General features: G+C 57.5%; 18 protein-coding genes. 10 read left to right on the plus strand and 8 right to left on the minus strand.

Going from position 1 to position 20,836, the window contains the following annotated elements:
- Positions 1-97: 97 nt before the first annotated feature.
- A complete protein-coding gene (gene ybbP / locus KGA69_RS00175; RefSeq protein ID WP_213292723.1) occupies positions 98-2,512 on the minus strand; it encodes a putative ABC transporter permease subunit YbbP in 2,415 nt (804 codons plus the stop codon).
- Positions 2,509-3,195 carry a putative ABC transporter ATP-binding protein YbbA gene (gene ybbA / locus KGA69_RS00180; protein ID WP_045393483.1) on the minus strand — a complete coding sequence of 229 codons (687 nt, stop codon included), beginning with the start codon at positions 3,193-3,195 and terminating at the stop codon, positions 2,509-2,511. The genes ybbP and ybbA overlap by 4 nt, the downstream gene beginning before the upstream one ends.
- On the opposite strand from ybbA, the gene tesA reads away from it, so the two are divergent.
- The 3 genes from tesA to KGA69_RS00195 are packed head-to-tail and all read left to right on the plus strand — an operon-like array spanning position 3,163 to position 5,498.
- The gene (tesA, locus tag KGA69_RS00185) at positions 3,163-3,789 is read left to right on the plus strand and encodes a multifunctional acyl-CoA thioesterase I/protease I/lysophospholipase L1 (RefSeq protein WP_015704624.1); all 627 of its coding nucleotides are present in this window, start codon (positions 3,163-3,165) and stop codon (positions 3,787-3,789) included. The two genes, ybbA and tesA, sit on opposite strands and share 33 nt — an antisense overlap.
- Complete coding sequence (locus KGA69_RS00190; RefSeq protein WP_161801889.1) at positions 3,779-4,585, plus strand: SDR family oxidoreductase; 807 nt, start codon at positions 3,779-3,781, stop codon at positions 4,583-4,585. The genes tesA and KGA69_RS00190 overlap by 11 nt, the downstream gene beginning before the upstream one ends.
- Positions 4,586-4,643: 58 nt before the next feature.
- Positions 4,644-5,498 (plus strand): co-chaperone YbbN, encoded by an 855-nt coding sequence (locus KGA69_RS00195; RefSeq protein ID WP_015367889.1) that lies wholly within the window; start codon positions 4,644-4,646, stop codon positions 5,496-5,498.
- Between the two features lie 94 nt (positions 5,499-5,592).
- On the opposite strand, the gene fetB is transcribed toward KGA69_RS00195, so the two are convergent.
- Together fetB and fetA are read right to left on the minus strand one after the other, a co-directional pair.
- Positions 5,593-6,375: an iron efflux ABC transporter permease subunit FetB gene (gene fetB / locus KGA69_RS00200; RefSeq protein ID WP_045393489.1), complete on the minus strand. Its 783-nt coding sequence runs from the start codon at positions 6,373-6,375 to the stop codon at positions 5,593-5,595.
- Positions 6,362-7,039 carry an iron efflux ABC transporter ATP-binding subunit FetA gene (gene fetA, locus KGA69_RS00205; RefSeq protein ID WP_063448008.1) on the minus strand — a complete coding sequence of 226 codons (678 nt, stop codon included), beginning with the start codon at positions 7,037-7,039 and terminating at the stop codon, positions 6,362-6,364. The genes fetB and fetA overlap by 14 nt, the downstream gene beginning before the upstream one ends.
- Before the next feature lie 139 nt (positions 7,040-7,178).
- Here fetA and KGA69_RS00210 point away from each other — a divergent pair, with 139 nt between their 5' ends.
- Positions 7,179-8,096 carry an SPFH domain-containing protein gene (locus tag KGA69_RS00210; protein ID WP_020079443.1) on the plus strand — a complete coding sequence of 306 codons (918 nt, stop codon included), beginning with the start codon at positions 7,179-7,181 and terminating at the stop codon, positions 8,094-8,096.
- On the plus strand, positions 8,093-8,551 hold the full coding sequence (locus KGA69_RS00215) for an NfeD family protein (RefSeq protein WP_045393498.1): 459 nt from the start codon (positions 8,093-8,095) through the stop codon (positions 8,549-8,551). The genes KGA69_RS00210 and KGA69_RS00215 overlap by 4 nt, the downstream gene beginning before the upstream one ends.
- Here KGA69_RS00215 and cueR read toward each other — a convergent pair.
- Positions 8,548-8,958 carry a Cu(I)-responsive transcriptional regulator gene (cueR, locus tag KGA69_RS00220; RefSeq protein ID WP_045393501.1) on the minus strand — a complete coding sequence of 137 codons (411 nt, stop codon included), beginning with the start codon at positions 8,956-8,958 and terminating at the stop codon, positions 8,548-8,550. The two genes, KGA69_RS00215 and cueR, sit on opposite strands and share 4 nt — an antisense overlap.
- A 105-nt stretch (positions 8,959-9,063) precedes the next feature.
- Between cueR and copA the strand changes: the two genes are divergently transcribed.
- From copA to ybaK, 3 genes are all read left to right on the plus strand, one after another.
- On the plus strand, positions 9,064-11,565 hold the full coding sequence (gene copA, locus KGA69_RS00225) for a copper-exporting P-type ATPase CopA (RefSeq protein ID WP_049060089.1): 2,502 nt from the start codon (positions 9,064-9,066) through the stop codon (positions 11,563-11,565).
- Positions 11,566-11,697: 132 nt separating this feature from the next.
- On the plus strand, positions 11,698-12,492 hold the full coding sequence (locus KGA69_RS00230; protein ID WP_047078637.1) for a TraB/GumN family protein: 795 nt from the start codon (positions 11,698-11,700) through the stop codon (positions 12,490-12,492).
- 201 nt (positions 12,493-12,693) lie between these two features.
- On the plus strand, positions 12,694-13,173 hold the full coding sequence (gene ybaK, locus KGA69_RS00235) for a Cys-tRNA(Pro)/Cys-tRNA(Cys) deacylase YbaK (RefSeq protein ID WP_015367897.1): 480 nt from the start codon (positions 12,694-12,696) through the stop codon (positions 13,171-13,173).
- A gap of 88 nt (positions 13,174-13,261) precedes the next feature.
- On the opposite strand, the gene ushA is transcribed toward ybaK, so the two are convergent.
- Positions 13,262-14,914, minus strand: coding sequence for a bifunctional UDP-sugar hydrolase/5'-nucleotidase UshA (gene ushA, locus KGA69_RS00240; protein ID WP_045393510.1), 1,653 nt, complete (start codon positions 14,912-14,914; stop codon positions 13,262-13,264).
- A gap of 369 nt (positions 14,915-15,283) precedes the next feature.
- Between ushA and KGA69_RS00245 the strand changes: the two genes are divergently transcribed.
- Together KGA69_RS00245 and ybaL are read left to right on the plus strand one after the other, a co-directional pair.
- Positions 15,284-16,504 carry an MFS transporter gene (locus tag KGA69_RS00245; protein ID WP_045393513.1) on the plus strand — a complete coding sequence of 407 codons (1,221 nt, stop codon included), beginning with the start codon at positions 15,284-15,286 and terminating at the stop codon, positions 16,502-16,504.
- Between the two features lie 235 nt (positions 16,505-16,739).
- The gene (gene ybaL, locus KGA69_RS00250; protein ID WP_015367901.1) at positions 16,740-18,416 is read left to right on the plus strand and encodes a YbaL family putative K(+) efflux transporter; all 1,677 of its coding nucleotides are present in this window, start codon (positions 16,740-16,742) and stop codon (positions 18,414-18,416) included.
- A 39-nt stretch (positions 18,417-18,455) separates the two neighbouring features.
- Here ybaL and KGA69_RS00255 read toward each other — a convergent pair whose 3' ends face one another.
- Positions 18,456-19,760: an inosine/guanosine kinase gene (locus KGA69_RS00255; protein WP_015367902.1), complete on the minus strand. Its 1,305-nt coding sequence runs from the start codon at positions 19,758-19,760 to the stop codon at positions 18,456-18,458.
- A 63-nt stretch (positions 19,761-19,823) separates the two neighbouring features.
- Positions 19,824-20,786 carry a ferrochelatase gene (hemH, locus tag KGA69_RS00260; RefSeq protein WP_045393516.1) on the minus strand — a complete coding sequence of 321 codons (963 nt, stop codon included), beginning with the start codon at positions 20,784-20,786 and terminating at the stop codon, positions 19,824-19,826.
- Positions 20,787-20,836: the final 50 nt, after the last annotated feature.

Consider the following 20,836-nt stretch of genomic DNA (forward strand, 5'->3'; position numbering starts at 1 on the left):
ATGTTTTGTGCGCTTAAAAATCAAGGAATTATCATTTTGTGCCGTTAAAATAAAAGCGCCGCGAAATTGCGCGGCGCTTCATAAAAATGAAATCTATTTACTGGTTAAATTGTCGGAATAACGCTTTACCTTTTAATAAGCGTAATCCCAACCAACCGCCGCACAACGATAATAAAATAGCGCCTGAGAGTGGCAGCATCACCCACAGCCGCCAGTCCGGCGTCCATGGAAAATCAAACACTTTGGTTTGCAGCATCGCCAGCGCCACCTCGGCGCCAATGGCCGCCACCAGCCCCGAAACCACGCCAAGCAGGGCGAACTCCACCCACAACGTGGTGCGCAGCAAGACTTTACCAGCCCCCAGCGTCCGCCAGACGACCAGCTCCTGATGCCGCTGGCGCATCCCGACCTGCACCTGGGCCAGCAGCAATAGCACGCCACAGGCGGTGACCAGCACCACCATGACCTCCAGCGCCCGACTGACCTGCGTCAACACCTGGCCGACCTGGCGCAGGATGGCGCCGATATCCAGCAGGCTAACGGTGGGAAACTCGCGGTTAAGCTGGGTCAGCATCGCGTTGCCATTATCCCAACGGAAGCTGGTAAGCCAGCTTTGCGGCTGCCCATCCAGCGCCCCCGGCGGGAAAATAAAGAAGAAGTTTGGCCGCAGGCTCTCCCAGTCAACTTTGCGCACGCTGGTCACCTTAGCGCTAAATTGCTGGGTATCGCCGGTAAAGGTGACGCTATCACCGATCCTGACGCCTAACCGCTGCGCCAGCCCCTCTTCAATCGACACCTCGCCCGCCTTCGGCGGCCAACTGCCGGCCACCAGCGGATTATGATCCGGGCGCTGCTCGCTCCAGGTGAGATTAAGCTCGCGGTTTAGCGCTTCGTCTTTATTGCCCTCGGTGGTTTGACCGTTAATCTGCGTCAGCCGCGCGCGCACGATGGGATAAAACTCCGCCGCCCGGGTCTGGTGTTCGGCGAGGAATGTCTTCACCGGAACTACCTGTTCGGGAGCGATATTAATCAGAAAGTAGTTCGGGCTTTCCGGCGGCAGCTGCTGCTGCCAGCGTTCGAGCAAATCGCCGCGTAACACCAACAGCAGAGCCAGCAGCATAAACGACAGTGAAAACGCCGCCAGTTGGCTCAGCGTTGACCACGGCTGGCGCAACAGACGGTTCACCGCCAGGCGCAGCGGCAACGCTTTTAGCGTGACGCGCTTGAGCAACCACAGCAAGGCCCAGCCTACCAGCCCGCATAGCAGCGCCAGCACCAAGGCCCCGACCAGCACCGACCACAGTAGCGGGCTACCGCCCATCAGCCAGGCCAGTCCGCTGACAACCACCGCGCAGACCACGGGAATATAGTGTTTTAACGGCCAGACGTTAGCCACCACATCTTGCCGCAATACCCGCAGCGGCAGAGTCGCCAGCAGCAGCCGATAGGGCCGCCAGCCGACCAGCAGCGAAATCACCACCATCGCGCCGATAGCCCACAGCCACGGCCAGCCGCTGGCGGGCGGCAGCGCGGCGGGCAGCACCGGTTTAAGCATCAGCAGCAGGGCTTTTTCCAGCAGCAGCCCCATCGCGCCCCCCGCCGCAACCGCCAGCATCAGCAACATTAGCCACTGACCGACGATAAGTTTACGCAGCTGCGCCCGCCCGGCGCCTAAGGTTTTGAGAATAGCGACCAGATCGTAGCGGCTGCGGCAGTAATGCCCCATCGCGACCGCCACCGCGGCGACCGCCAGCAGCAACGTTAGTAACGCGGACAGCAGTAAAAATTGCTGCGAGCGCTCCAGCGATTTACCCAACGCGCTATCATCCTGCTCCAGGCCAATCCAGCGATGTTCCGCACCGAGCTTCGGCAATAGCCACCGCTCGTAGGCCGCCAGCTGCTGCGCGCTACCGGCGAACTTATAGCGCCAGGAGACGCGGCTGCCGGGCTGTACCGCGCCGGTTTTCGCCACATCGGCGATATTCATCATTAGCCGCGGCGCCATCTGGAAGGGGTTGAAGCCGGCGTCAGGCTCCTGAATGACCTCGCCGGCGATGCGCAAGGTAGCGTCGCCAACATCAATGTTATCGCCGGTTTTTAGATTCAGCAGCGCCATCAGCCTCGGCGCCAGCAGGACGCTGCCGCGCTGCGGTTTTAATCCCGCCGGAGAGGTCTCCAGCGTGCCGTACAGCGGATAAGTATCATCAACCGCTTTGACATCCGCCAGTTGCGGAGTATCTACAGCGAAAGTCATGGTGGCGAAGCTCAGCTGTTCGCCCACGGTTAACCCGAGCGCGCGCGCCTCAGCGATCCACTCGGCGGGCACTTCGCGTGAACTGCGCAAGGTGCGATCCCCGGCCATAAATTCGCGGCTTTGCTGGCTCAACCCTTTTTCCATACGGTCGCTGATTGAGCCCAGCGCCAGCACGCAGGCCACCGCCATGCTCAATGCCAGCCAGACGATGAGCAGTGAAGGCGAGCGCCATTCGCGCCAGAACCAGCGGGCTATCATGCTTCCTCCTGCAACTTGCCATCCACCAGGCGTAAGCGACGATCGCAACGCGCCGCCAGCAGCGGATCGTGGGTCACCAGAATTAGGGTGGTGCCGTGTTCGCGGTTGAGTGAGAACAACAGATCGGCGATTTTATCGCCGGTGTGACGGTCGAGATTACCGGTCGGCTCATCGGCAAATAGCAGCGCCGGACGGCCGTTAAAGGCGCGGGCCAGCGCCACTCGCTGCTGCTCGCCGCCGGAAAGCTGCGCCGGCAAATGGTGCAGGCGTTTGCCAAGTCCCAGCTGTTCAAGCAGCGCGCGCGCATCGCCACGGCTTTGGCTATCGCTGGCGCCGCGCAGCAAGGCCGGCAGCTCGACGTTCTCCAGGGCATTTAGCGTCGGAATCAACATAAACGATTGAAAGACAAAGCCTACGTGCTTCGCGCGTAACGTCGCCCTCGCCTCTTCATCCATCTGATGCAGCGGCTGCCCCAAAAGAAACACTTCGCCGCTGCTGCCGTCGTCGAGCCCGGCAAGTATCGCCAGCAGCGTGGATTTCCCGGAACCGGACTCGCCAATCAGGGCGATGGTTTGCCCCGGTTTGACAACCAGCTCAACTCCGGTAAGGATGGACAACTGATGCTCTCCCTGACCGACGGATTTCTTAAGATGATGAACTTCAAGTATGTTTTCCGCTGGCATTTGCCTTTCCTGTTTATGGTTCTGTTTACCTGCCGCGCGATGGCGGCGGATACGCTGTTAGTGCTTGGCGATAGCCTGAGCGCCGGCTATCGAATGGCGGCCAATACGGCCTGGCCTGCTCTGCTCAACGACAAGTGGCAGGCCAAAACGACGGTGGTCAACGCCAGCATCAGCGGCGATACATCGCAGCAGGGCCTGGCGCGCTTGCCGGCGCTACTGAAGCAACACCAGCCGCGCTGGGTGCTGGTGGAACTGGGCGGCAACGACGGGCTGCGTGGTTTCCCGCCGCAGCAAACGGAGCAGACGCTGCGCACCGTTATTCAGGATATCAAAGCGGCGAAGGCCCAGCCGCTGCTGATGCAAATACGCCTGCCCGCCAACTATGGGCGCCGTTATAATGAAGCCTTTAGCGCGATATATCCGCAACTGGCCAAAGAGTTCGATATTCCTCTGCTGCCCTTTTTTATGGAAGAGGTTTATCTCAAGCCACAATGGATGCAGGACGACGGCATTCATCCTAATCGCGATGCGCAACCGTTTATTGCCGACTGGATGGCAACCCGGTTGGCTCCCTTAGTTAATCATGACTCCTGAACGCCGGGAGTCGTTCACAGGTAAAGTTATGCAAAAATCGGTTTTAGTTACAGGATGTTCCAGCGGAATTGGCCTCGAAAGCGCGCTCGATTTAAAACGCCAGGGCTTTCGGGTACTGGCCGCCTGCCGTAAGGGGGAGGATGTCGCCCGTATGCAGGAACTGGGTCTGACCGGTATTTTGCTGGATCTCGATGACCCGCAAAGCGTCGAAAATGCCGCCGCCGAGGTCATCGCGCTGACCGGGAACCGCCTGTATGGCCTGTTCAATAATGCTGGCTACGGCGTCTACGGTCCGCTCACCACCATCAGCCGTCAGCAAATGGAACAGCAGTTTTCCGCCAACTTTTTCGGCGCCCACCAGCTCACCATGCTGCTGCTGCCCGCTATGCAGCCGCACGGCGAGGGCCGCATCGTGATGACCTCTTCGGTGATGGGGCTAATTTCCAGCCCCGGCCGCGGCGCCTATGCCGCCAGTAAATACGCGCTGGAGGCGTGGTCCGATGCCCTGCGCATGGAGCTCCGCCACAGCGGCATTAAAGTCAGCCTGATTGAACCTGGGCCGATACGCACCCGCTTTACCAACAACGTTAACCAGACCGGCGACAAGACGGTAGAGAACCCAGGCATTGCCGCGCGCTTTACGCTCGGCCCGGAGGCGGTGGTGGAAAAAGTGCGTCACGCCTTCGTCAGCGACAAGCCGAAACTGCGCTATCCGGTGACGCTGGTCACCCACGCGGTAGGCTGGTTAAAACGCCTGCTGCCGGCCCGTGCAATGGACAAAATTATCCAGGGCTGAGTTGAAGCGCTGAATGTCGCCCCCATCTAAAACAGAAATCGACTAACGAGATACGCCCATGTCCGAACAGAATATTGTCAATATTACCGAAGCCAACCTGCAGCAGACGCTGCAGCAATCCATGAACGCGCCGGTGCTGTTTTATTTCTGGTCCGCCCGCAGCCAGCACTGCGAACAGCTGACGCCGGTGCTTGAGCGCCTGGCCGCCCAATACCACGGTCAGTTTACGCTGGCGAAGGTAGATTGCGACGCGGAGCAAATGCTGGCTTCGCAGTTTGGTCTGCGCGCGATTCCGACGGTGTATCTGTTCCAGAACGGCCAGCCGGTAGATGGTTTTGAAGGCCCGCAGCCGGAAGAAGCCATCCGCGCCCTGCTGGATAAAGTACTGCCGCGCGAAGAAGAATTGAAAGCGCAAGAAGCGCTGGCGCTGATGCAGGAAGAAAAATACGCCGATGCGCTGCCGCTGCTGAAAGATGCCTGGCAGTTGTCTAACCAGGATAGCCAGATTGGCCTGCTGCTGGCGGAAACGCTCATTGCCCTGCAGCGTTCCGATGAGGCTGAAAGCGTGCTGAAAACCGTGCCGCTGCAGGATCAGGACACCCGTTATCAGGGGCTGGTGGCGCAGATTGAGCTGCTTAAGCAGGCCGCCGATACCCCGGAAATCCAGCAACTGCAGCAGCAGGTCGAGCAGAACCCGGACGACGCGGCGCTGGCGTCTCAGCTGGCGTTGCAGTTGCACCAGGTCGGGCGCAACGAAGAAGCGCTGGCGCTGCTGTTCACGCATCTGCAAAAAGATTTAGGCGCTGGCGATGGCCAGGTTCGCAAAATGCTGCAGGAGATTCTCGCGGCGCTCGGTACCGGAGACGCCCTGGCGGCGAAATACCGCCGCCAGCTGTATTCATTGCTGTACTAATCAGAGGCGCTGACCCGGATAGCGCTACGCTTATCCGGGCTACAGATTACGCCGTGGTAGCCCGGGTAAGGCGTAAGCCGCTACCCGGGAATGCTTACGGGCGCTTTTTCAACTGCGTCACCACCAGTTGATGACGGGTATTGAAGAACTTCCGGTAGGTCAGATAGCCGGCAATAATCGTCGACAGGCTGGCGGTCGACAGCAACATAAACGTGACCATAATCTGATACTTAATCGCCTTCACCGGGTCAATGCCGGCGAAAATCAGTCCCGACATCATCCCCGGCAAACTCACCAGTCCGACCGTTTTCGCTGAATCTACCGTGGGAATCAACGAAGCGCGTATGCTGTCGCGGATCAGCCGCGCGGAGGCCATCTTCGGCGTAGCGCCGAGGCTTAGCTTCTCCTGAATCTGCTGCTGTTCGCTATTAAAGCGCTGACCCATATTGTTGTAGCACAGCCCTACCGCCACCATAGCGTTACCGGCCACCATGCCGGCAATCGGAATAACCTGCATCGGCACAAAGGCGATCGACCCCGAGAAGACCAGCACCGCCAGGGTTAGTCCGGCGCCGGTGGTAATAGCGATAAACGATGAGACAAAAGCTTTGTCGATATATTTACTGCGCTTCTTCGCATTCCACGCCGCGTTAAAGCAGATGAACAGCACCATCAATAGCGTTAACACCGCATGGTTAACATTAAAGATATATTTCAGCACGTAGCCGACGATGATGAGTTGCACTATCGCCCGGCAAATGCTCCAGATAATATCTTTTTCCAGCGCCAGCTTTTCCCGATAGCTCACAACGATCGCCACCAGCACCAGCACCATCGAGAGCGCCAGCGATTCGTTAGTAATATTATGCCCGTTCATTTTTCCCCTCCTGCATTTTCCCGCCAGCAGGCTGTAGCGTAATCACTTCATCAGCGTGGGCAATTTCGTTCTGGTCGTGAGTGACCCACAGAATGGCTATTCCTTTTTCCGTCGCGTAGCGATGAATAATCTCGTTAACGTTGCGCTTATTGCTCTCATCCAGCGCGCTGGTAATTTCATCCAGCAGCAGCACCTGCGGCAGAAACTGCAGATTACGAATGAGCGAGACCCGCTGTTTTTCGCCGCCGGACAATTCGTTAATCGATTTCTCCAGCGTATTATCCGCCAGCCCGAAGCGTTCGAGATCGGCAATCAGCGCTTTAGGATCCGGCTGTTTGTTGCGGATCTGCCATGGGAAAACCAGGTTGTCGTAGACCGAATCGCCGAATAGCGCCGGAGTTTGCGCGCAATAAGAGACCTGCTGGCGATAGTTTTCCGGCGACAGCGTAGTGATATCGGTATCGTTGAAAAAAATCTCTCCGCTGGTCGGGCTCAGCAGAGAGGCGATGATTTTCAGTAACGTACTTTTGCCGCATCCGGATGGCCCGGTAATTAACTTAAACTCTCCAGCCCTAATCCGGAGATCGATATTATTCAGGATGACCGCGTCGTCGGTTTTAAAACCAACGCCCTCGAGGCGCAAAATCGCGTTATTTTCCTTCATTATATGTCCAATTAATTTCCTAAAACGCAGACAGTTTACTCCAGTTTTCTTTCACCGGAACAAGGAGAAAGTTATACTCTGTTTAAATCTGCGCCATTTCGCTGCGGCGCCCATCAGGCAACAAGACAGGAGGTTTTTGATGCTGATTTTTATCCCCGTTCTTATTTTTGTCGCACTGGTCATTGTGGGGGCGGCAGTAAAAATCGTGCCGCAGGGTTATCAATGGACCGTCGAACGCTTTGGCCGCTACACGCAGACGCTGCAGCCGGGCTTAAGTTTAGTGGTACCGTTTATGGATCGCATCGGCCGCAAAGTGAACATGATGGAGCAGGTGCTGGATATCCCTTCGCAGGAAGTCATCTCCCGCGATAACGCCAACGTCACCATTGACGCCGTCTGCTTCATCCAGGTGATCGATGCGCCAAAAGCCGCCTATGAAGTCAGTAATCTTGAGCTGGCGATCGTCAATCTGACGATGACCAATATTCGTACCGTACTCGGCTCGATGGAGCTGGATGAAATGCTCTCCCAGCGCGATAGCATTAACACTCGCCTGCTGCATATCGTCGACGATGCCACCAATCCGTGGGGGGTGAAAATCACCCGTGTCGAAATCCGCGACGTTCGCCCGCCGGCGGAGCTTATCTCCTCGATGAACGCCCAGATGAAAGCTGAGCGAACCAAACGCGCTTATATCCTCGAGGCGGAAGGGGTGCGTCAGGCGGAAATCCTCAAAGCCGAAGGTGAAAAGCAGTCGCAGATCCTCAAAGCCGAAGGCGAACGGCAGTCGGCCTTCCTGCAGGCGGAAGCCCGCGAACGTTCCGCCGAAGCGGAAGCCCGTGCCACCCAGATGGTCTCATCGGCGATTGCGTCAGGCGACATTCAGGCGATTAACTACTTCGTGGCGCAGAAATATACCGACGCGCTGCAGCAGATTGGCGCCGCCAACAACAGTAAAGTGGTGCTGATGCCGCTGGATGCCAGCAGTCTGATGGGCTCGATCGCCGGGATCGGCGAACTGCTGAAAGAGAGTAGCGCCGAGCGGAAAAAATCATGATCGCCCTGATCCTCGCCCATCCGCATATTTTCTGGCTGACCCTTGGCGGGCTGTTGCTGGCGGCGGAGATGCTCGGCAGCAATGGCTACCTGCTGTGGAGCGGCGTAGCTGGCGTGGTTACCGGCCTGCTGACCTGGGTTATTCCATTTAGTTGGGAATGGCAAGGGACGCTGTTTGCCGTCCTTACCCTGCTGGCGGCGTGGCTGTGGTCAAAATGGCTGCGTAAACGCATGAGGCAGCAGCGCCCCGCCGACGCGCAGCTTAACCAGCGCGGCCAGCAGCTGGTTGGCCGTCGTTTCACACTCGACAACGCGCTGGAAAACGGTCGCGGCCACGTCCGCGTCGGCGATAGCTCCTGGCCGGTGATTGCCGATGAAGACCTCGCGGCGGGCAGCAAGGTTGAAGTGGTCGCCGTCGAAGGCATTACCTTGCGGATAAGAGCCGCCGTCCGCTAAGCCTGCGCTTTGCGGTGACAACAGCCGGAAAGATTATCAATAATCGGGCAATCCGCGCTCTCATCGCCGGGGCAGGCGTCCGCCAGCGCCAGCAGATGCGCGCGCATGTTTTGCAACTCGCGGATATGGTTCTCAATATCCGCGACTTTCTCCAGCGTTCTTTTTTTCACATCGGCGCTGTGCCGCGACGGATCGTTGAATAACGCCACCAGCTCGCGGCACTCCTCCAGATTAAATCCCACCTGCCGCGCCTGGCGCAGCAGCGTCAGTTCATCCAGATGCTTTTGACTATAGGTACGGTAGCCGTTATCGCTACGCAGCGGCGCCGTCACCAGCCCTTTCTCTTCGTAAAAACGAATCGCTTTGCTGGTTAAGCCGGTTTTTTTCGCCACATCGCTAATATTCATTTTTCCCCCTTGACCTTCCCCTTGCTGGAAGGTTTAACCTTCTTAATACTCGATGAAAGAGTGTGTTCGGTCAATCATTAACCGGAAATTATTCAGGAGTTATTTATGTCTAACACTATCGACCTGACGCTTGATGGCCTCTCCTGCGGCCACTGCGTTAAACGCGTGAAAGAGAGCCTCGAACAGCGTCCAGACGTTGAACAGGCGGAGGTCACTGTTACCGAAGCCCACGTCACGGGCAGCGCCAGCGCTGAAGCCCTGATTGAGACCATCAAACAAGCCGGATACGGCGCGGAGCTCAGCCACCCAAAGGCTAAACCGCTGGCAGAATCATCAATCCCGTCGGAAGCACTGACAGCGGCCACTCCCGAGCTTCCGGCAGCCCATGACGAGGATGACAGTCAACAGCTGCTGATCAACGGCATGAGCTGCGCCAGCTGCGTTTCCCGGGTACAAAACGCGCTTGCCGCGGTGCCGGGAGTCTCACAGGCGCGGGTAAACCTGGCGGAACGCACTGCGCTGGTGATGGGCAGCGCGTCCGCCGCAGAATTAGTGCAGGCAGTGGAAAAAGCCGGCTACGGCGCGGAGGCTATCGAAGACGATCTGGAACGCCGCGAACGGCAGCAGGAAACTGCCATCGCCACCATGAAACGTTTTCGCTGGCAGGCGATTGTCGCCCTGCTGGTCGGCGTGCCGGTCATGGTCTGGGGCATGATTGGCGATAACATGATGGTCAGCGACGACAATCGATCGCTGTGGCTGGTCATCGGCCTCATCACCCTCGCGGTGATGGTCTTCGCTGGCGGTCACTTCTACCGCAGCGCCTGGAAAAGCCTGAAAAACGGCACCGCCACCATGGATACGCTGGTGGCGCTGGGAACCGGGGTGGCCTGGCTGTACTCCATGAGCGTCAACCTGTGGCCGCAGTGGTTCCCGATGGAAGCGCGCCACCTGTATTATGAAGCCAGCGCGATGATCATTGGTCTTATCAACCTCGGCCATATGCTGGAAGCCCGCGCGCGCCAGCGCTCCTCGAAAGCGCTGGAAAAACTGCTCGACCTGACGCCGCCTTCGGCACGCGTCGTGACGGCTGAAGGCGAGAAAGATCTGCCGCTCGCGGAAGTTGAGGCGGGTATGACGCTGCGTCTGACCACTGGCGATCGCGTTCCGGTTGACGGCGTGATAAGCCAGGGCGAAGCCTGGTTTGATGAAGCCATGCTCACCGGCGAACCGGTACCGCAGCAAAAAGGCGATGGCGACGCCATTCATGCCGGTACCGTGGTGCAGGACGGCAGCGTGCTGTTTACCGCCAGCGCCGTCGGCAGCCAGACCACGCTGGCGCGGATTATTCGCATGGTGCGCCAGGCGCAAAGTAGCAAACCGGAAATCGGCCAACTAGCAGATAAAATCTCTGCGGTATTTGTTCCGGCAGTGGTAGCCATTGCGCTGATTAGCGCCGGTATCTGGTACTTCTTCGGCCCGGCGCCGCAAATCGTCTATACCCTGGTCATTGCCACCACGGTACTGATTATCGCCTGTCCATGCGCATTGGGCCTGGCGACGCCGATGTCGATTATTTCCGGCGTCGGCCGGGCGGCGGAATACGGCGTGCTGGTGCGTGACGCCGATGCTCTGCAGCGCGCCAGTGAACTCGACACCCTGGTGTTCGATAAAACCGGTACCCTGACCGAAGGCAAGCCGCAGGTGGTGGCCGTGAAAACCTTCGCAGGGTTTGATGAAACAACCGCGGTGCGTCTTGCCGCCGCGCTCGAGCAAGGCTCAAGCCATCCGCTGGCGCGGGCGATCCTCGATAAAGCCGCCGACAGCACTTTACCGGAAGTAAGCGGCTTCCGTACCCTGCGCGGGCTTGGCGTCAGCGGTGAAGCGGAAGGTCATCGACTGCTGCTCGGCAACCAGGCGCTGCTTAACGAGCAGCATATCGCCACCGCGGAACTGGAAAGCGAGATGACGACACAGGCCTCGCGCGGCGCCACGCCGGTACTGCTGGCGATCGATGGTCAGGCCGCGGCGCTGTTCGCCATCCGCGACCCGCTACGTGAAGATAGCGTCGACGCGCTGGCGCGCCTGCATCGGCAGGGCTATCGTCTGGTAATGCTCACCGGGGATAACCCGACCACCGCCAATGCCATCGCCAAAGAAGCGGGCATTGATGAAGTGATCGCCGGCGTGCTGCCGGACGGTAAAGCCGACGCCATTAAACGCCTGCAGAGTCAGGGACACAAAGTGGCGATGGTCGGCGACGGTATTAATGACGCCCCGGCGCTGGCGCAGGCGGATGTTGGTATCGCCATGGGCGGCGGCAGCGATGTCGCCATTGAGACCGCGGCGATCACCCTGATGCGCCATAGCCTTAACGGCGTGGCCGATGCTTTAGCGATTTCGAAAGCGACGTTACGCAACATGAAACAGAACCTGCTGGGCGCATTTGTTTACAACTCACTGGGCATCCCGATTGCCGCCGGGATCCTCTGGCCGCTGACCGGTACCCTGCTGAACCCGGTAGTCGCCGGCGCGGCAATGGCGCTGTCGTCAATCACCGTGGTCAGTAACGCTAACCGCCTGCTGCGCTTTAAACCGAAAGATTAGCGCAGTCACCGGAAAACGGGCGCTGAGGTTACTCAGCGCCCGTTTATTTCCTGGCGACAATAAAAAACCGCGGGAAAGATGACGGCCACCACCATATGCGCTAGCATGAATGCCTCACACTTCGGAGCGCGTATGGGCCTGTTAAACCGAATAAAAATGCTGTGGCGAGCCGCCGTCGGCTCGTCTTATTCCTGGCCTGCAATGGATATCGTCCTGCCCGGCGAACGTTATTTACACCTCGTCGGCAGCATCCATATGGGCACCCGCGACATGGCGCCGCCGCCGGCTAAGTTACTGAAAAAGATACGTCAGGCCGACGCCTTAATCGTCGAAGCGGACATCACCGGTAATGAAACGCCTTTCAGTAATCTCCCCTCTTATCCACCGCTGGCTGAACGTCTGAGCGAAACACAATTAGCAGAATTACGCTCACGCGCCGGCGAGCTGGGTTTATCGGTCGATCTTTTCGATAGCCAGCCGCTATGGCAGGTAGCAATGGTGCTACAAGCTACTCAGGCGCAAAAGCTAGGGTTACGCCCCGATTACGGTATTGATTACCAGTTGCTGATGGCCGCTCGCGAGAGCAACATAAGGGTGATGGAGCTGGAAGGCGCCGATAGCCAAATCGCGCTCCTGCGCAATCTGCCAGACGGCGGTAAGGCGCTGCTGGAAGATACGCTGACCCACTGGCGCACCAACGCCCGTTTACTGCAGGTCATGATTGGCTGGTGGCTGGAGCAACCGCCGTCGCGCGGCGCGGAAACGCTGCCGACGACCTTCAGCCAGTCCTTATATGATGTGTTGATGCATCAGCGCAATGTGGCCTGGCGCGACACGCTGCTTGCCCTGCCGCCGGGGCGTTACGTGGTCGCCGTCGGCGCGCTGCATCTGTATGGCGAAGGGAACCTGCCGGATATGTTGACGTAAAAAAATGGCCAATATTGCTATTGGCCCGTCAAAGAGGAATTTCATCATTATTATTATCCCGGGATATACATCCCGGATCGTCTGATTGTCGCTCAAAGTGACCATCACTGCCAATACTATTGCGCAAGATGGTACTATTTTTTATACAACCCTCACGCGTATGCTGGTCATACGTTAGGTCGGTTGGTAAGAAGGATTACTATGACTCCCGCCGTTAAATTACTCGAAAAAAACAAAATTACCTTTCAGATCCACAGCTACGAGCACGATCCTCAAGAGACCAATTTTGGCGATGAAGTGGTTCGCAAGCTGGGGCTCAATGCGGATCAGGTTTACAAGACGCTATTAGTGGCCGTTAACGGCGATATGAAACATCTGGCGGTCGCCGTCACCCCGGTTGCCGGACAGTTGGATTTGAAGAAAGTGGCCAAAGCGCTGGGCGCCAAGAAGGTAGATATGGCCGACCCAATGGTCGCGCAGCGGATCACCGGATACCTGGTCGGCGGCATCAGCCCGCTTGGGCAGAAAAAGCGCCTGCCGACGGTGATTGATGCCCCGGCGCAGGAGTTTGCCACCATCTATATTTCCGGCGGCAAACGCGGGCTCGATATCGAACTGGCGGCAAGCGATCTGGCGAAGCTTCTGGACGCGAAGTTCGCCGATATCGCCCGCCGCGATTGAGCACACTATCCCGGATAGCGGCGCACGCGCCTTATCCGGGCTACCCAACGGGTAGCCACGGTATGAATAGCCAACCTGAAGCCCAGGCTTACTGCCAGCTGACCTCGCCTTTCGGCTCGTAGGCTGCCGCATCCAGAGGCGAGTTCTTCTCGATGTACTCTTTCAGCACCTCGGCATCGATAAAGCCGGTATTTACGTATCCCGGTTTATTATCGATGTGCGGGTAGCCGTCGCCGCCGGTGGCGTTAAAGCTCAGCGTCGCCATACGGTAAGTTTTCGCCGGATCCACCGGTTCGCCTTTAATTTTCAGATCGTTAAGCTTGCCATCTTTGGCAACGAAACTAACGTTGGCGAACTGCGGATAAGCGCCGGAATCCGGCTTCATCTGCGCGACGGCGGTCAGGTACTCAATCACCTCTTTACCGCTCATATCGACGTAAGTCAGCACGTTGCCGAACGGCTGCACTTTCATCACGTCTTTATAGGTAATATCGCCCGCTTCGATGGAGTCGCGAATACCGCCGCCGCTCATCACCGCGAAATCAGCATTGCTGCGCGCCATCTGCGCCGCCAGCAGCAGGCGCCCCATATTGGTTTGTACGAAGCGGACTTTGCTGCGATCGCCTTCAAGATGGCCGTTGACGCTGCCTATTTTCACCTGTAACTGCGCCTTGCCTTTATTCTGGAACGGCGTTAACAGCGAGAGCATCTGCGGGTTTTCGGCAATCTGCGGCGTATACAACACGCGCTCGCTCTGACCGTTATCCCAGGTGACTTTCTTCTTCAGGTTGACCGGGATCAGCTGATAGTGCACCAGCTTCATCTCACCGTTGCGGAATTCAAAATCGGCGCGGCCGACATATTTCCCCCACTCGTGAGCCTGCACGATCCAGATGCCATTCTGGCGATCCGGCGCGCACGGGGTGCCGGGGACATAATCGACCTGCTTTTTATTCTCCGAGGCCATGCAGACCGGATCCTGCGAATGGCCGCCGACGATCATCGCCAGCGATCCCGCAGGTAAACTCCGCGCCATTTCAACGTCTCCCGGCGCGTTAGAGCCGTGATTACCGTTGTCATAGTGGCCCATGTGGGTGGTCGCCAGAATCACGTCCGGCTTTTCATTTTGCTGCAGTTCCTGAATCACCAGCTTGGCTTCCGCCGCCGGATTACGGAATTCGATATCGGTGAAATATTCCGGGTTGCCGATTTTCGCCGTATCGTCGGTGGTTAAGCCAATCACCGCAATGTTCAGCCCGCCGCGCTTAAACAGCGCCCAGGGTTTAAACAGGCGCTCGCCGGTGCTTTTCTGATAGATATTGGCCGACAGGAACGGGAACTTCGACCACTTCTCCTGCTGGCGCAGCACGCTGAGCGGGTTATCAAACTCATGGTTGCCCACCGCCATGGCATCGTAGCCAATCAGATTCATGCCGCGAAAATCGGGTTCAGCATCCTGTAAATCGGATTCCGGCACCCCGGTATTGATATCGCCGCCGGACAGCAGCAGGACGCTACCGCCTTCGGCCGCCACCTCTTTGCGAATACCGTCCACCAGCGTCTTCTGCGCCGCAAGGCCATATTCGCCGTAGTCGTTGCGCCAGAAATGACCGTGGTGGTCGTTGGTGTGCAGGATGGTGATTTTATAGGTTTTGTCCTGCTCATAGGCCTGCGCTGACAGGCTTCCCAGCGATAAGGCGGCGAATAACGCCAGCGCCACGCCGCGTTTTAAATAATGCATGTTTCACTCCCTGACTTAATAACAAGTGCCGAAAGTATAGCGAGTCAGCCGCTTTGACAAATATGTTTTCAGAATTGCGACTTCCTTCAAACCTTGGGGACAGGTATGTTAGTCTGATAATAATTCTACCCGTCATACTTCAAGTTGCATGTGCGTTGGCAATAACTCGGCCCATCCCTGGGCCTTGCCCTTACGGGCGCAGTGAACTGCGTTCAAATTCGTTCCTGACGAATTTGTCCTCGCTCACCCCAGTCACTTACTAGAGTAAGCTCCTGGGGATTCTCTGTGTCGCCGCCTTCTTGCAACTCGAATTATTTAGGGTATCAACCTGCATTCTCTACAACAAATAGAACTCGCTGAAGTGAACCTATGACAACCAACCAATCCGCTCAATCCTTACCCGGTACCGGCGCGCCGCCGCAAAAAGCGCGCACCTCATTTGGCATCCTGGGGGCAATCAGCCTCTCCCATCTGCTAAACGATATGATCCAATCGCTCATCCTGGCGATTTATCCGCTACTGCAGGCGGAGTTCTCGTTAACCTTCGTGCAGATCGGCATGATCACCCTCACCTTCCAGCTGACGTCATCGCTATTCCAGCCGGTGATTGGTTACATCACCGATAAACGCTCGATGCCGTGGTCATTACCGGTAGGGATGTGTTTCACCCTCTGCGGCTTAATTCTGTTAGCGCTGGCCGGCAGCTTCGGCATGGTACTGCTGGCCGCTGCGCTTGTCGGCACCGGCTCTTCGGTCTTCCATCCGGAATCCTCGCGCGTGGCGCGGATGGCCTCCGGCGGCCGTCACGGTCTGGCGCAATCGCTATTCCAGGTTGGCGGCAACTTCGGCAGCTCGCTGGGGCCGCTGCTGGCGGCGGTGATTATCGCCCCCTACGGCAAAGGCAACGTCGCCTGGTTCGTGCTGGCCGCGCTGCTGGCGATCGTCGTGCTGTCGCAAATCAGCCGCTGGTACGCCGCGCAACATCGGATGAATAAAGGCAAGCCGAAGCCGGTTATCGTTAATCCTCTGCCGCGTAACAAGGTCATCCTGGCCGTTTGCATCCTGTTAATGCTGATTTTCTCCAAATACTTCTACATGGCGAGTATTAGCAGCTATTACACCTTTTATCTGATGCACAAGTTCGGATTATCGGTGCAAAACGCCCAGCTTCACTTGTTCGCTTTCCTGTTCGCGGTGGCCGCAGGAACGGTGATTGGCGGGCCTGTTGGCGATAAAATTGGTCGTAAATATGTAATTTGGGGCTCTATCCTCGGCGTGGCGCCATTTACCCTCATTTTACCGTACGCATCGCTCGAATGGACCGGGATCCTGACGGTGATAATTGGTTTTATCCTCGCATCAGCCTTTTCCGCTATTCTGGTCTATGCCCAGGAGCTGTTGCCGGGGAGAATCGGTATGGTTTCCGGCCTGTTCTTCGGATTCGCGTTTGGCATGGGCGGCCTTGGCGCCGCGGTGTTGGGGTTGTTAGCCGACCATACCAGCATCGATCTGGTCTATAAAATCTGTGCTTTCCTGCCGCTTCTCGGCATTCTGACGATATTCCTGCCTAATAACCATCAAAAAGCCTGAGTATCTGGCGGCCAAAGTGAAAGTTTGGCCGCCGCAATCCCTTATCCCATCAGCATTACCTCACCATGACCTGCCGCCATTTTCCTGTCTGTGCTTTTTTCTGCCGTAATTCCAATTTTTCGCAAATTTCAATAATTATTCATAAACAAAACGAGCAAAAGTGTCATAAACTATTAATCGGTTTTTTGCTTTAAGTAGCGAAAATGGATCGGCTCACCACACGCAAGGAGACGGAATGCATCACGCAACACCGCTAATCACCACCATTGTCGGCGGCCTTGTGCTCGCCTTTATCCTCGGCATGATTGCCAATAAGCTACGTATTTCACCACTGGTAGGATATTTATTAGCGGGCGTGCTGGCCGGTCCATTTACTCCTGGTTTTGTTGCTGATACTAAACTTGCGCCTGAACTGGCCGAACTCGGCGTCATCTTGCTGATGTTTGGCGTCGGGCTGCACTTTTCGCTGAAAGATCTCATGGCGGTAAAGTCGATAGCCATTCCCGGCGCCATCGCCCAGATAGCCGTGGCGACGCTGCTCGGGATGGCGCTCTCTTCCCTGCTCGGCTGGTCGCTGATGACCGGCATCGTCTTTGGCCTGTGTCTTTCCACCGCCAGTACCGTGGTGCTGCTGCGCGCGCTGGAGGAACGGCAGCTTATTGATAGCCAGCGTGGGCAAATCGCCATCGGCTGGCTGATCGTTGAAGATTTAGTGATGGTACTGACGCTGGTGCTGCTGCCCGCTATCGCCGGGATGGTCGAAAAAGGCGATGTCGGGCTGGCGTCGTTGGCGCTCGACATGGGCATTACCATCGGTAAAGTGGTCGCCTTTATCGCCATTATGATGCTGGTGGGACGCCGTCTGGTGCCGTGGATCATGTCGCGCAGCGCGGCAACCGGCTCCCGCGAACTGTTTACCCTGTCGGTGCTGGCGCTAGCGCTCGGCATCGCCTTCGGCGCCGTTGAGCTGTTCGACGTGTCCTTCGCCCTCGGCGCATTCTTCGCCGGGATGGTGCTTAACGAATCCGAACTCAGCCACCGCGCCGCTCACGATACTCTGCCGCTACGCGACGCTTTCGCGGTGCTATTCTTCGTCTCCGTCGGGATGCTGTTTGACCCGATGATTCTGGTCGAACAGCCGCTGGCGGTGCTGGCAACGCTGGCGATTATCATTTTTGGTAAATCCGCCGCCGCCTTCTTCCTGGTACGTATGTTCGGCCACTCGCCGCGTACCGCCCTGACCATCGCCGCCAGCCTGGCGCAAATCGGGGAATTCGCCTTTATCCTTGCCGGTCTCGGCATGGCGCTGGATCTGCTGCCGCAGGCCGGGCAGAACCTGGTGCTGGCCGGGGCGATAATTTCGATTATGCTCAACCCGGTGCTGTTTACCCTGCTGGAAAAATATCTCGATAAAACCGAAACCCTCGACGAACAGACGCTGGAAGAGGTGCTGGAAGACGAAAAACAGGTGCCTGTGGATATCTGCAACCATGCGCTGCTGGTCGGCTTTGGCCGCGTCGGCAGCCTGCTTGGCGAGAAACTGATGGCCCAGGGGATCCCGCTGGTAGTAATTGAAACCTCCCGCACCCGCGTGGATGAGCTACGCGAACGCGGCATCAGCGCCGTGTTGGGCAATGCCGCCAACGAAGAAATCATGAATCTGGCGCATCTCGACTGCGCCCGCTGGCTGCTGCTGACCATTCCTAACGGCTATGAAGCCGGTGAAATTGTCGCCTCGGCGCGGGAAAAATGCCCGAACATTGAGATTATCGCCCGCGCCCATTACGACGATGAGGTCGATTATATTACCGAACGCGGAGCCAATCAGGTGGTGATGGGGGAACGCGAAATCGCGCGGGCGATGTTACGTCTGCTGGAAACGCCGCCAGCTGGCGAGATTGTTACCGGTTGATACGACGCCCCGCTCGCGGGGCGTACTCTTATCGCGGGATTAACGGTCCCAGTAGGCCTCTTCCAGGCTATCTTCCCGCTCCGGCAGGCCGCGGGTTAAACGCGGTGAATGCTGATTCAGCACCTGATAGCTGACGCGGTTGGCGTATTTGCACACCTGCGCCAGCGATGAGTAGGTCAGCCATTTGCACTTATGTTTGCTGGAGTTCGGCACGTTATTACGATGGTAGTTATTGGCGGTGATATCATGCAACAACGCCGCCAGCGCGCCGTCCCCTGCGCCATTGGTGTTCATGATCTTCTCCGGGCCGCCCATATAAGGCGCGATGTGCGAATAGATACGCAGCGGATTAACGCAATCCTGATGGCGCATCGCACGGCTGAATTCATACTGGTTGAACTCGGCAATCGCCCCCGGCAGGAGCGGATGCTGCGTTTTACGCTTCGCTTCCTCTTCGGTGAAGCTCGCCATATACAGGCCCGCCGGACCTGCGGTGCACAGCACCAGGTCGACCCAGTCCAGCGCTTTATCCGCCGCGGTGAGCGGGTCGGCGATACCGGTCAGCGCTTCCGCTTCCTCTTCATTCATCGCCAGAATCGAAACGTGTTCCTTGAGGAACTGCTGCCACCATTGCGGGTTGTCGGCAATCACGTATTTCGTGCCCAGCGTCAGCACCACCGGCACGTCATGCTTTTTGGCATACTCAATGGCTTTCATCGTCGCGTCCGGCATCGGCTCGCCCGGCTTACAGCGCACCAGGTAGGAGGTCAGCACCAGCGCGGAAGCGCCGGCGATCACCTCTTCCGGAATGCTTTCCGGACGCAGTTTGTTCATGTGGCCAGGACTGATGGCAAAGGTACGTTCGCCGCTATCGCTAATCAGCGTAAAACAGCGGCCAATAGCGCCATCGACGCCCTGCAGGTAGTTGAGATCGGTACGGCTGGAGGTATTGCACAGGTAGCGATAAGCGTAGCCGCCGATCTCAATATTGCTGCACATCACGCCGAGCAGCACCGAGCGGTCGTCAGCCAGTACCGAGTAGTTGTGCATGGTATTGCCAATGGTGCCACCGGCAAATTGATGGGTGATCAGGCCGTCGCGTACCAGTTCCTGATACAGCGCTTCGGCGACATCATCTTCAATCACCAGCGAATGACCGGCGCTCAGACCGTAGCGTACGATAAACGCCTCATCCACTTTCGCTTCGATATCCACCAACGTCTGGTCGATGCCAACCACCCAGGAGACGTTGGACTCATTTTCTGGCTGAATTTGTTGCAGCAGCGGATCGCGAGCGCTAACGGGGAAATAGTGTTTAGATTTGCGTTTACCGGGAAATTTCATAGTGGCGATTTAATGACAGGGAACAAGCGGGGAATAGTAGCATATTCCCCGCTACGCGCGCGATCAGCGATACGACGCGGTCAGGTTCACCATCATTTCAATATGCGCCTGATCGGCATTAAGCGCCGGAATATACTCATATTGCTTACCGCCAGCCTCAAGGAAAATTTCCCGGTTTTGCACCGCGATTTCTTCCAGCGTTTCCAGACAGTCAGCGGAGAAGCCCGGACAGATAACCTGAACGTGCTGTGTGCCCTTTTCGCCAAGCATTTTTAGCGTTTCGTCGGTGTACGGCGTCAACCAGGGTTCGCGGCCAAAGCGCGACTGGAAGGTCATCATCACCCGCTCCGGCGGCAGCCCGAGCACTGAGACCAGCTCGCGAGTGGTTACCCGGCAGCGCTGCGGGTAATCATCGCCCTCATGGGCGTAGCGTTGCGGAATACCGTGATAGGAGAGCAGCAGCACATCCGGTTCGCCGTGAACGGCGAACGAAGCGCGCACGCTGGCCGCCAGGGCGTGGATATAGTCAGCGTTATCGGCATAGTCGCGGATAAACGAAACGCCCGGAATAGCGCGCTTTTTCGCGAGGATCCGCGCCAGCTCATCCCATACCGCCGCCACGGTAGAACACGAATATTGCGGATACAGCGGCAATACCACGATATGGTCAACATCCTGGGCCAGTAGCTCATCGACAGCGCTTGCCAGTGATGGCGAGCCGTAGCTCATCCCCAGGGCCACCGGGACATCCGGTAATCTGGCCGCCAGCGCCTGCTGCTGCTGACGGCTATACACCATCAACGGCGAGCCTTCCGCCATCCATACGGACTGATAGAGCTTCGCCACGCGGGGAGCGCGAATCGGCAGTATGATGCCGCGCAGCAGCGGCCACCACAGCAGACGAGGCGTATCCACTACCCGTTTGTCGCTAAGAAATTGTCGCAGATAGCGCTTCACCGCGTCGGGCGTGGGCGCATCGGGAGTGCCTAAATTGGCTAGCAAAATACCTGTTTTCGTCTGATGCATTACCGCCTCTTAACCATTTGAATCGCTGACAATTGTAGCGTAAATGGCGT

Source organism: Klebsiella sp. A52, from assembly GCF_018388785.1.
GTDB classification, from domain to species: domain Bacteria; phylum Pseudomonadota; class Gammaproteobacteria; order Enterobacterales; family Enterobacteriaceae; genus Klebsiella; species Klebsiella aerogenes.

Excerpts from the sequence above, each read along its gene's own strand:
- fetB (WP_045393489.1), bottom strand. The coding sequence starts at position 6,375 with ATGAACGGGCATAATATTACTAACGAATCGCTGGCGCTCTCGATGGTG.
- hemH (WP_045393516.1), bottom strand. The coding sequence starts at position 20,786 with ATGCATCAGACGAAAACAGGTATTTTGCTAGCCAATTTAGGCACTCCC.
- cueR (WP_045393501.1), bottom strand. The coding sequence starts at position 8,958 with ATGAATATTAGCGATGTGGCGAAAAAAACCGGCTTAACCAGCAAAGCG.
- ybbP (WP_213292723.1), bottom strand. The coding sequence starts at position 2,512 with ATGATAGCCCGCTGGTTCTGGCGCGAATGGCGCTCGCCTTCACTGCTC.
- KGA69_RS00190 (WP_161801889.1), top strand. The coding sequence starts at position 3,779 with ATGACTCCTGAACGCCGGGAGTCGTTCACAGGTAAAGTTATGCAAAAA.
- ybaK (WP_015367897.1), top strand. The coding sequence starts at position 12,694 with ATGACTCCCGCCGTTAAATTACTCGAAAAAAACAAAATTACCTTTCAG.
- fetA (WP_063448008.1), bottom strand. The coding sequence starts at position 7,039 with ATGAAGGAAAATAACGCGATTTTGCGCCTCGAGGGCGTTGGTTTTAAA.
- KGA69_RS00195 (WP_015367889.1), top strand. The coding sequence starts at position 4,644 with ATGTCCGAACAGAATATTGTCAATATTACCGAAGCCAACCTGCAGCAG.
- ushA (WP_045393510.1), bottom strand. The coding sequence starts at position 14,914 with ATGCATTATTTAAAACGCGGCGTGGCGCTGGCGTTATTCGCCGCCTTA.
- KGA69_RS00210 (WP_020079443.1), top strand. The coding sequence starts at position 7,179 with ATGCTGATTTTTATCCCCGTTCTTATTTTTGTCGCACTGGTCATTGTG.
- ybbA (WP_045393483.1), bottom strand. The coding sequence starts at position 3,195 with ATGCCAGCGGAAAACATACTTGAAGTTCATCATCTTAAGAAATCCGTC.
- ybaL (WP_015367901.1), top strand. The coding sequence starts at position 16,740 with ATGCATCACGCAACACCGCTAATCACCACCATTGTCGGCGGCCTTGTG.
- KGA69_RS00215 (WP_045393498.1), top strand. The coding sequence starts at position 8,093 with ATGATCGCCCTGATCCTCGCCCATCCGCATATTTTCTGGCTGACCCTT.
- copA (WP_049060089.1), top strand. The coding sequence starts at position 9,064 with ATGTCTAACACTATCGACCTGACGCTTGATGGCCTCTCCTGCGGCCAC.
- KGA69_RS00245 (WP_045393513.1), top strand. The coding sequence starts at position 15,284 with ATGACAACCAACCAATCCGCTCAATCCTTACCCGGTACCGGCGCGCCG.
- tesA (WP_015704624.1), top strand. The coding sequence starts at position 3,163 with ATGATGAACTTCAAGTATGTTTTCCGCTGGCATTTGCCTTTCCTGTTT.
- KGA69_RS00230 (WP_047078637.1), top strand. The coding sequence starts at position 11,698 with ATGGGCCTGTTAAACCGAATAAAAATGCTGTGGCGAGCCGCCGTCGGC.
- KGA69_RS00255 (WP_015367902.1), bottom strand. The coding sequence starts at position 19,760 with ATGAAATTTCCCGGTAAACGCAAATCTAAACACTATTTCCCCGTTAGC.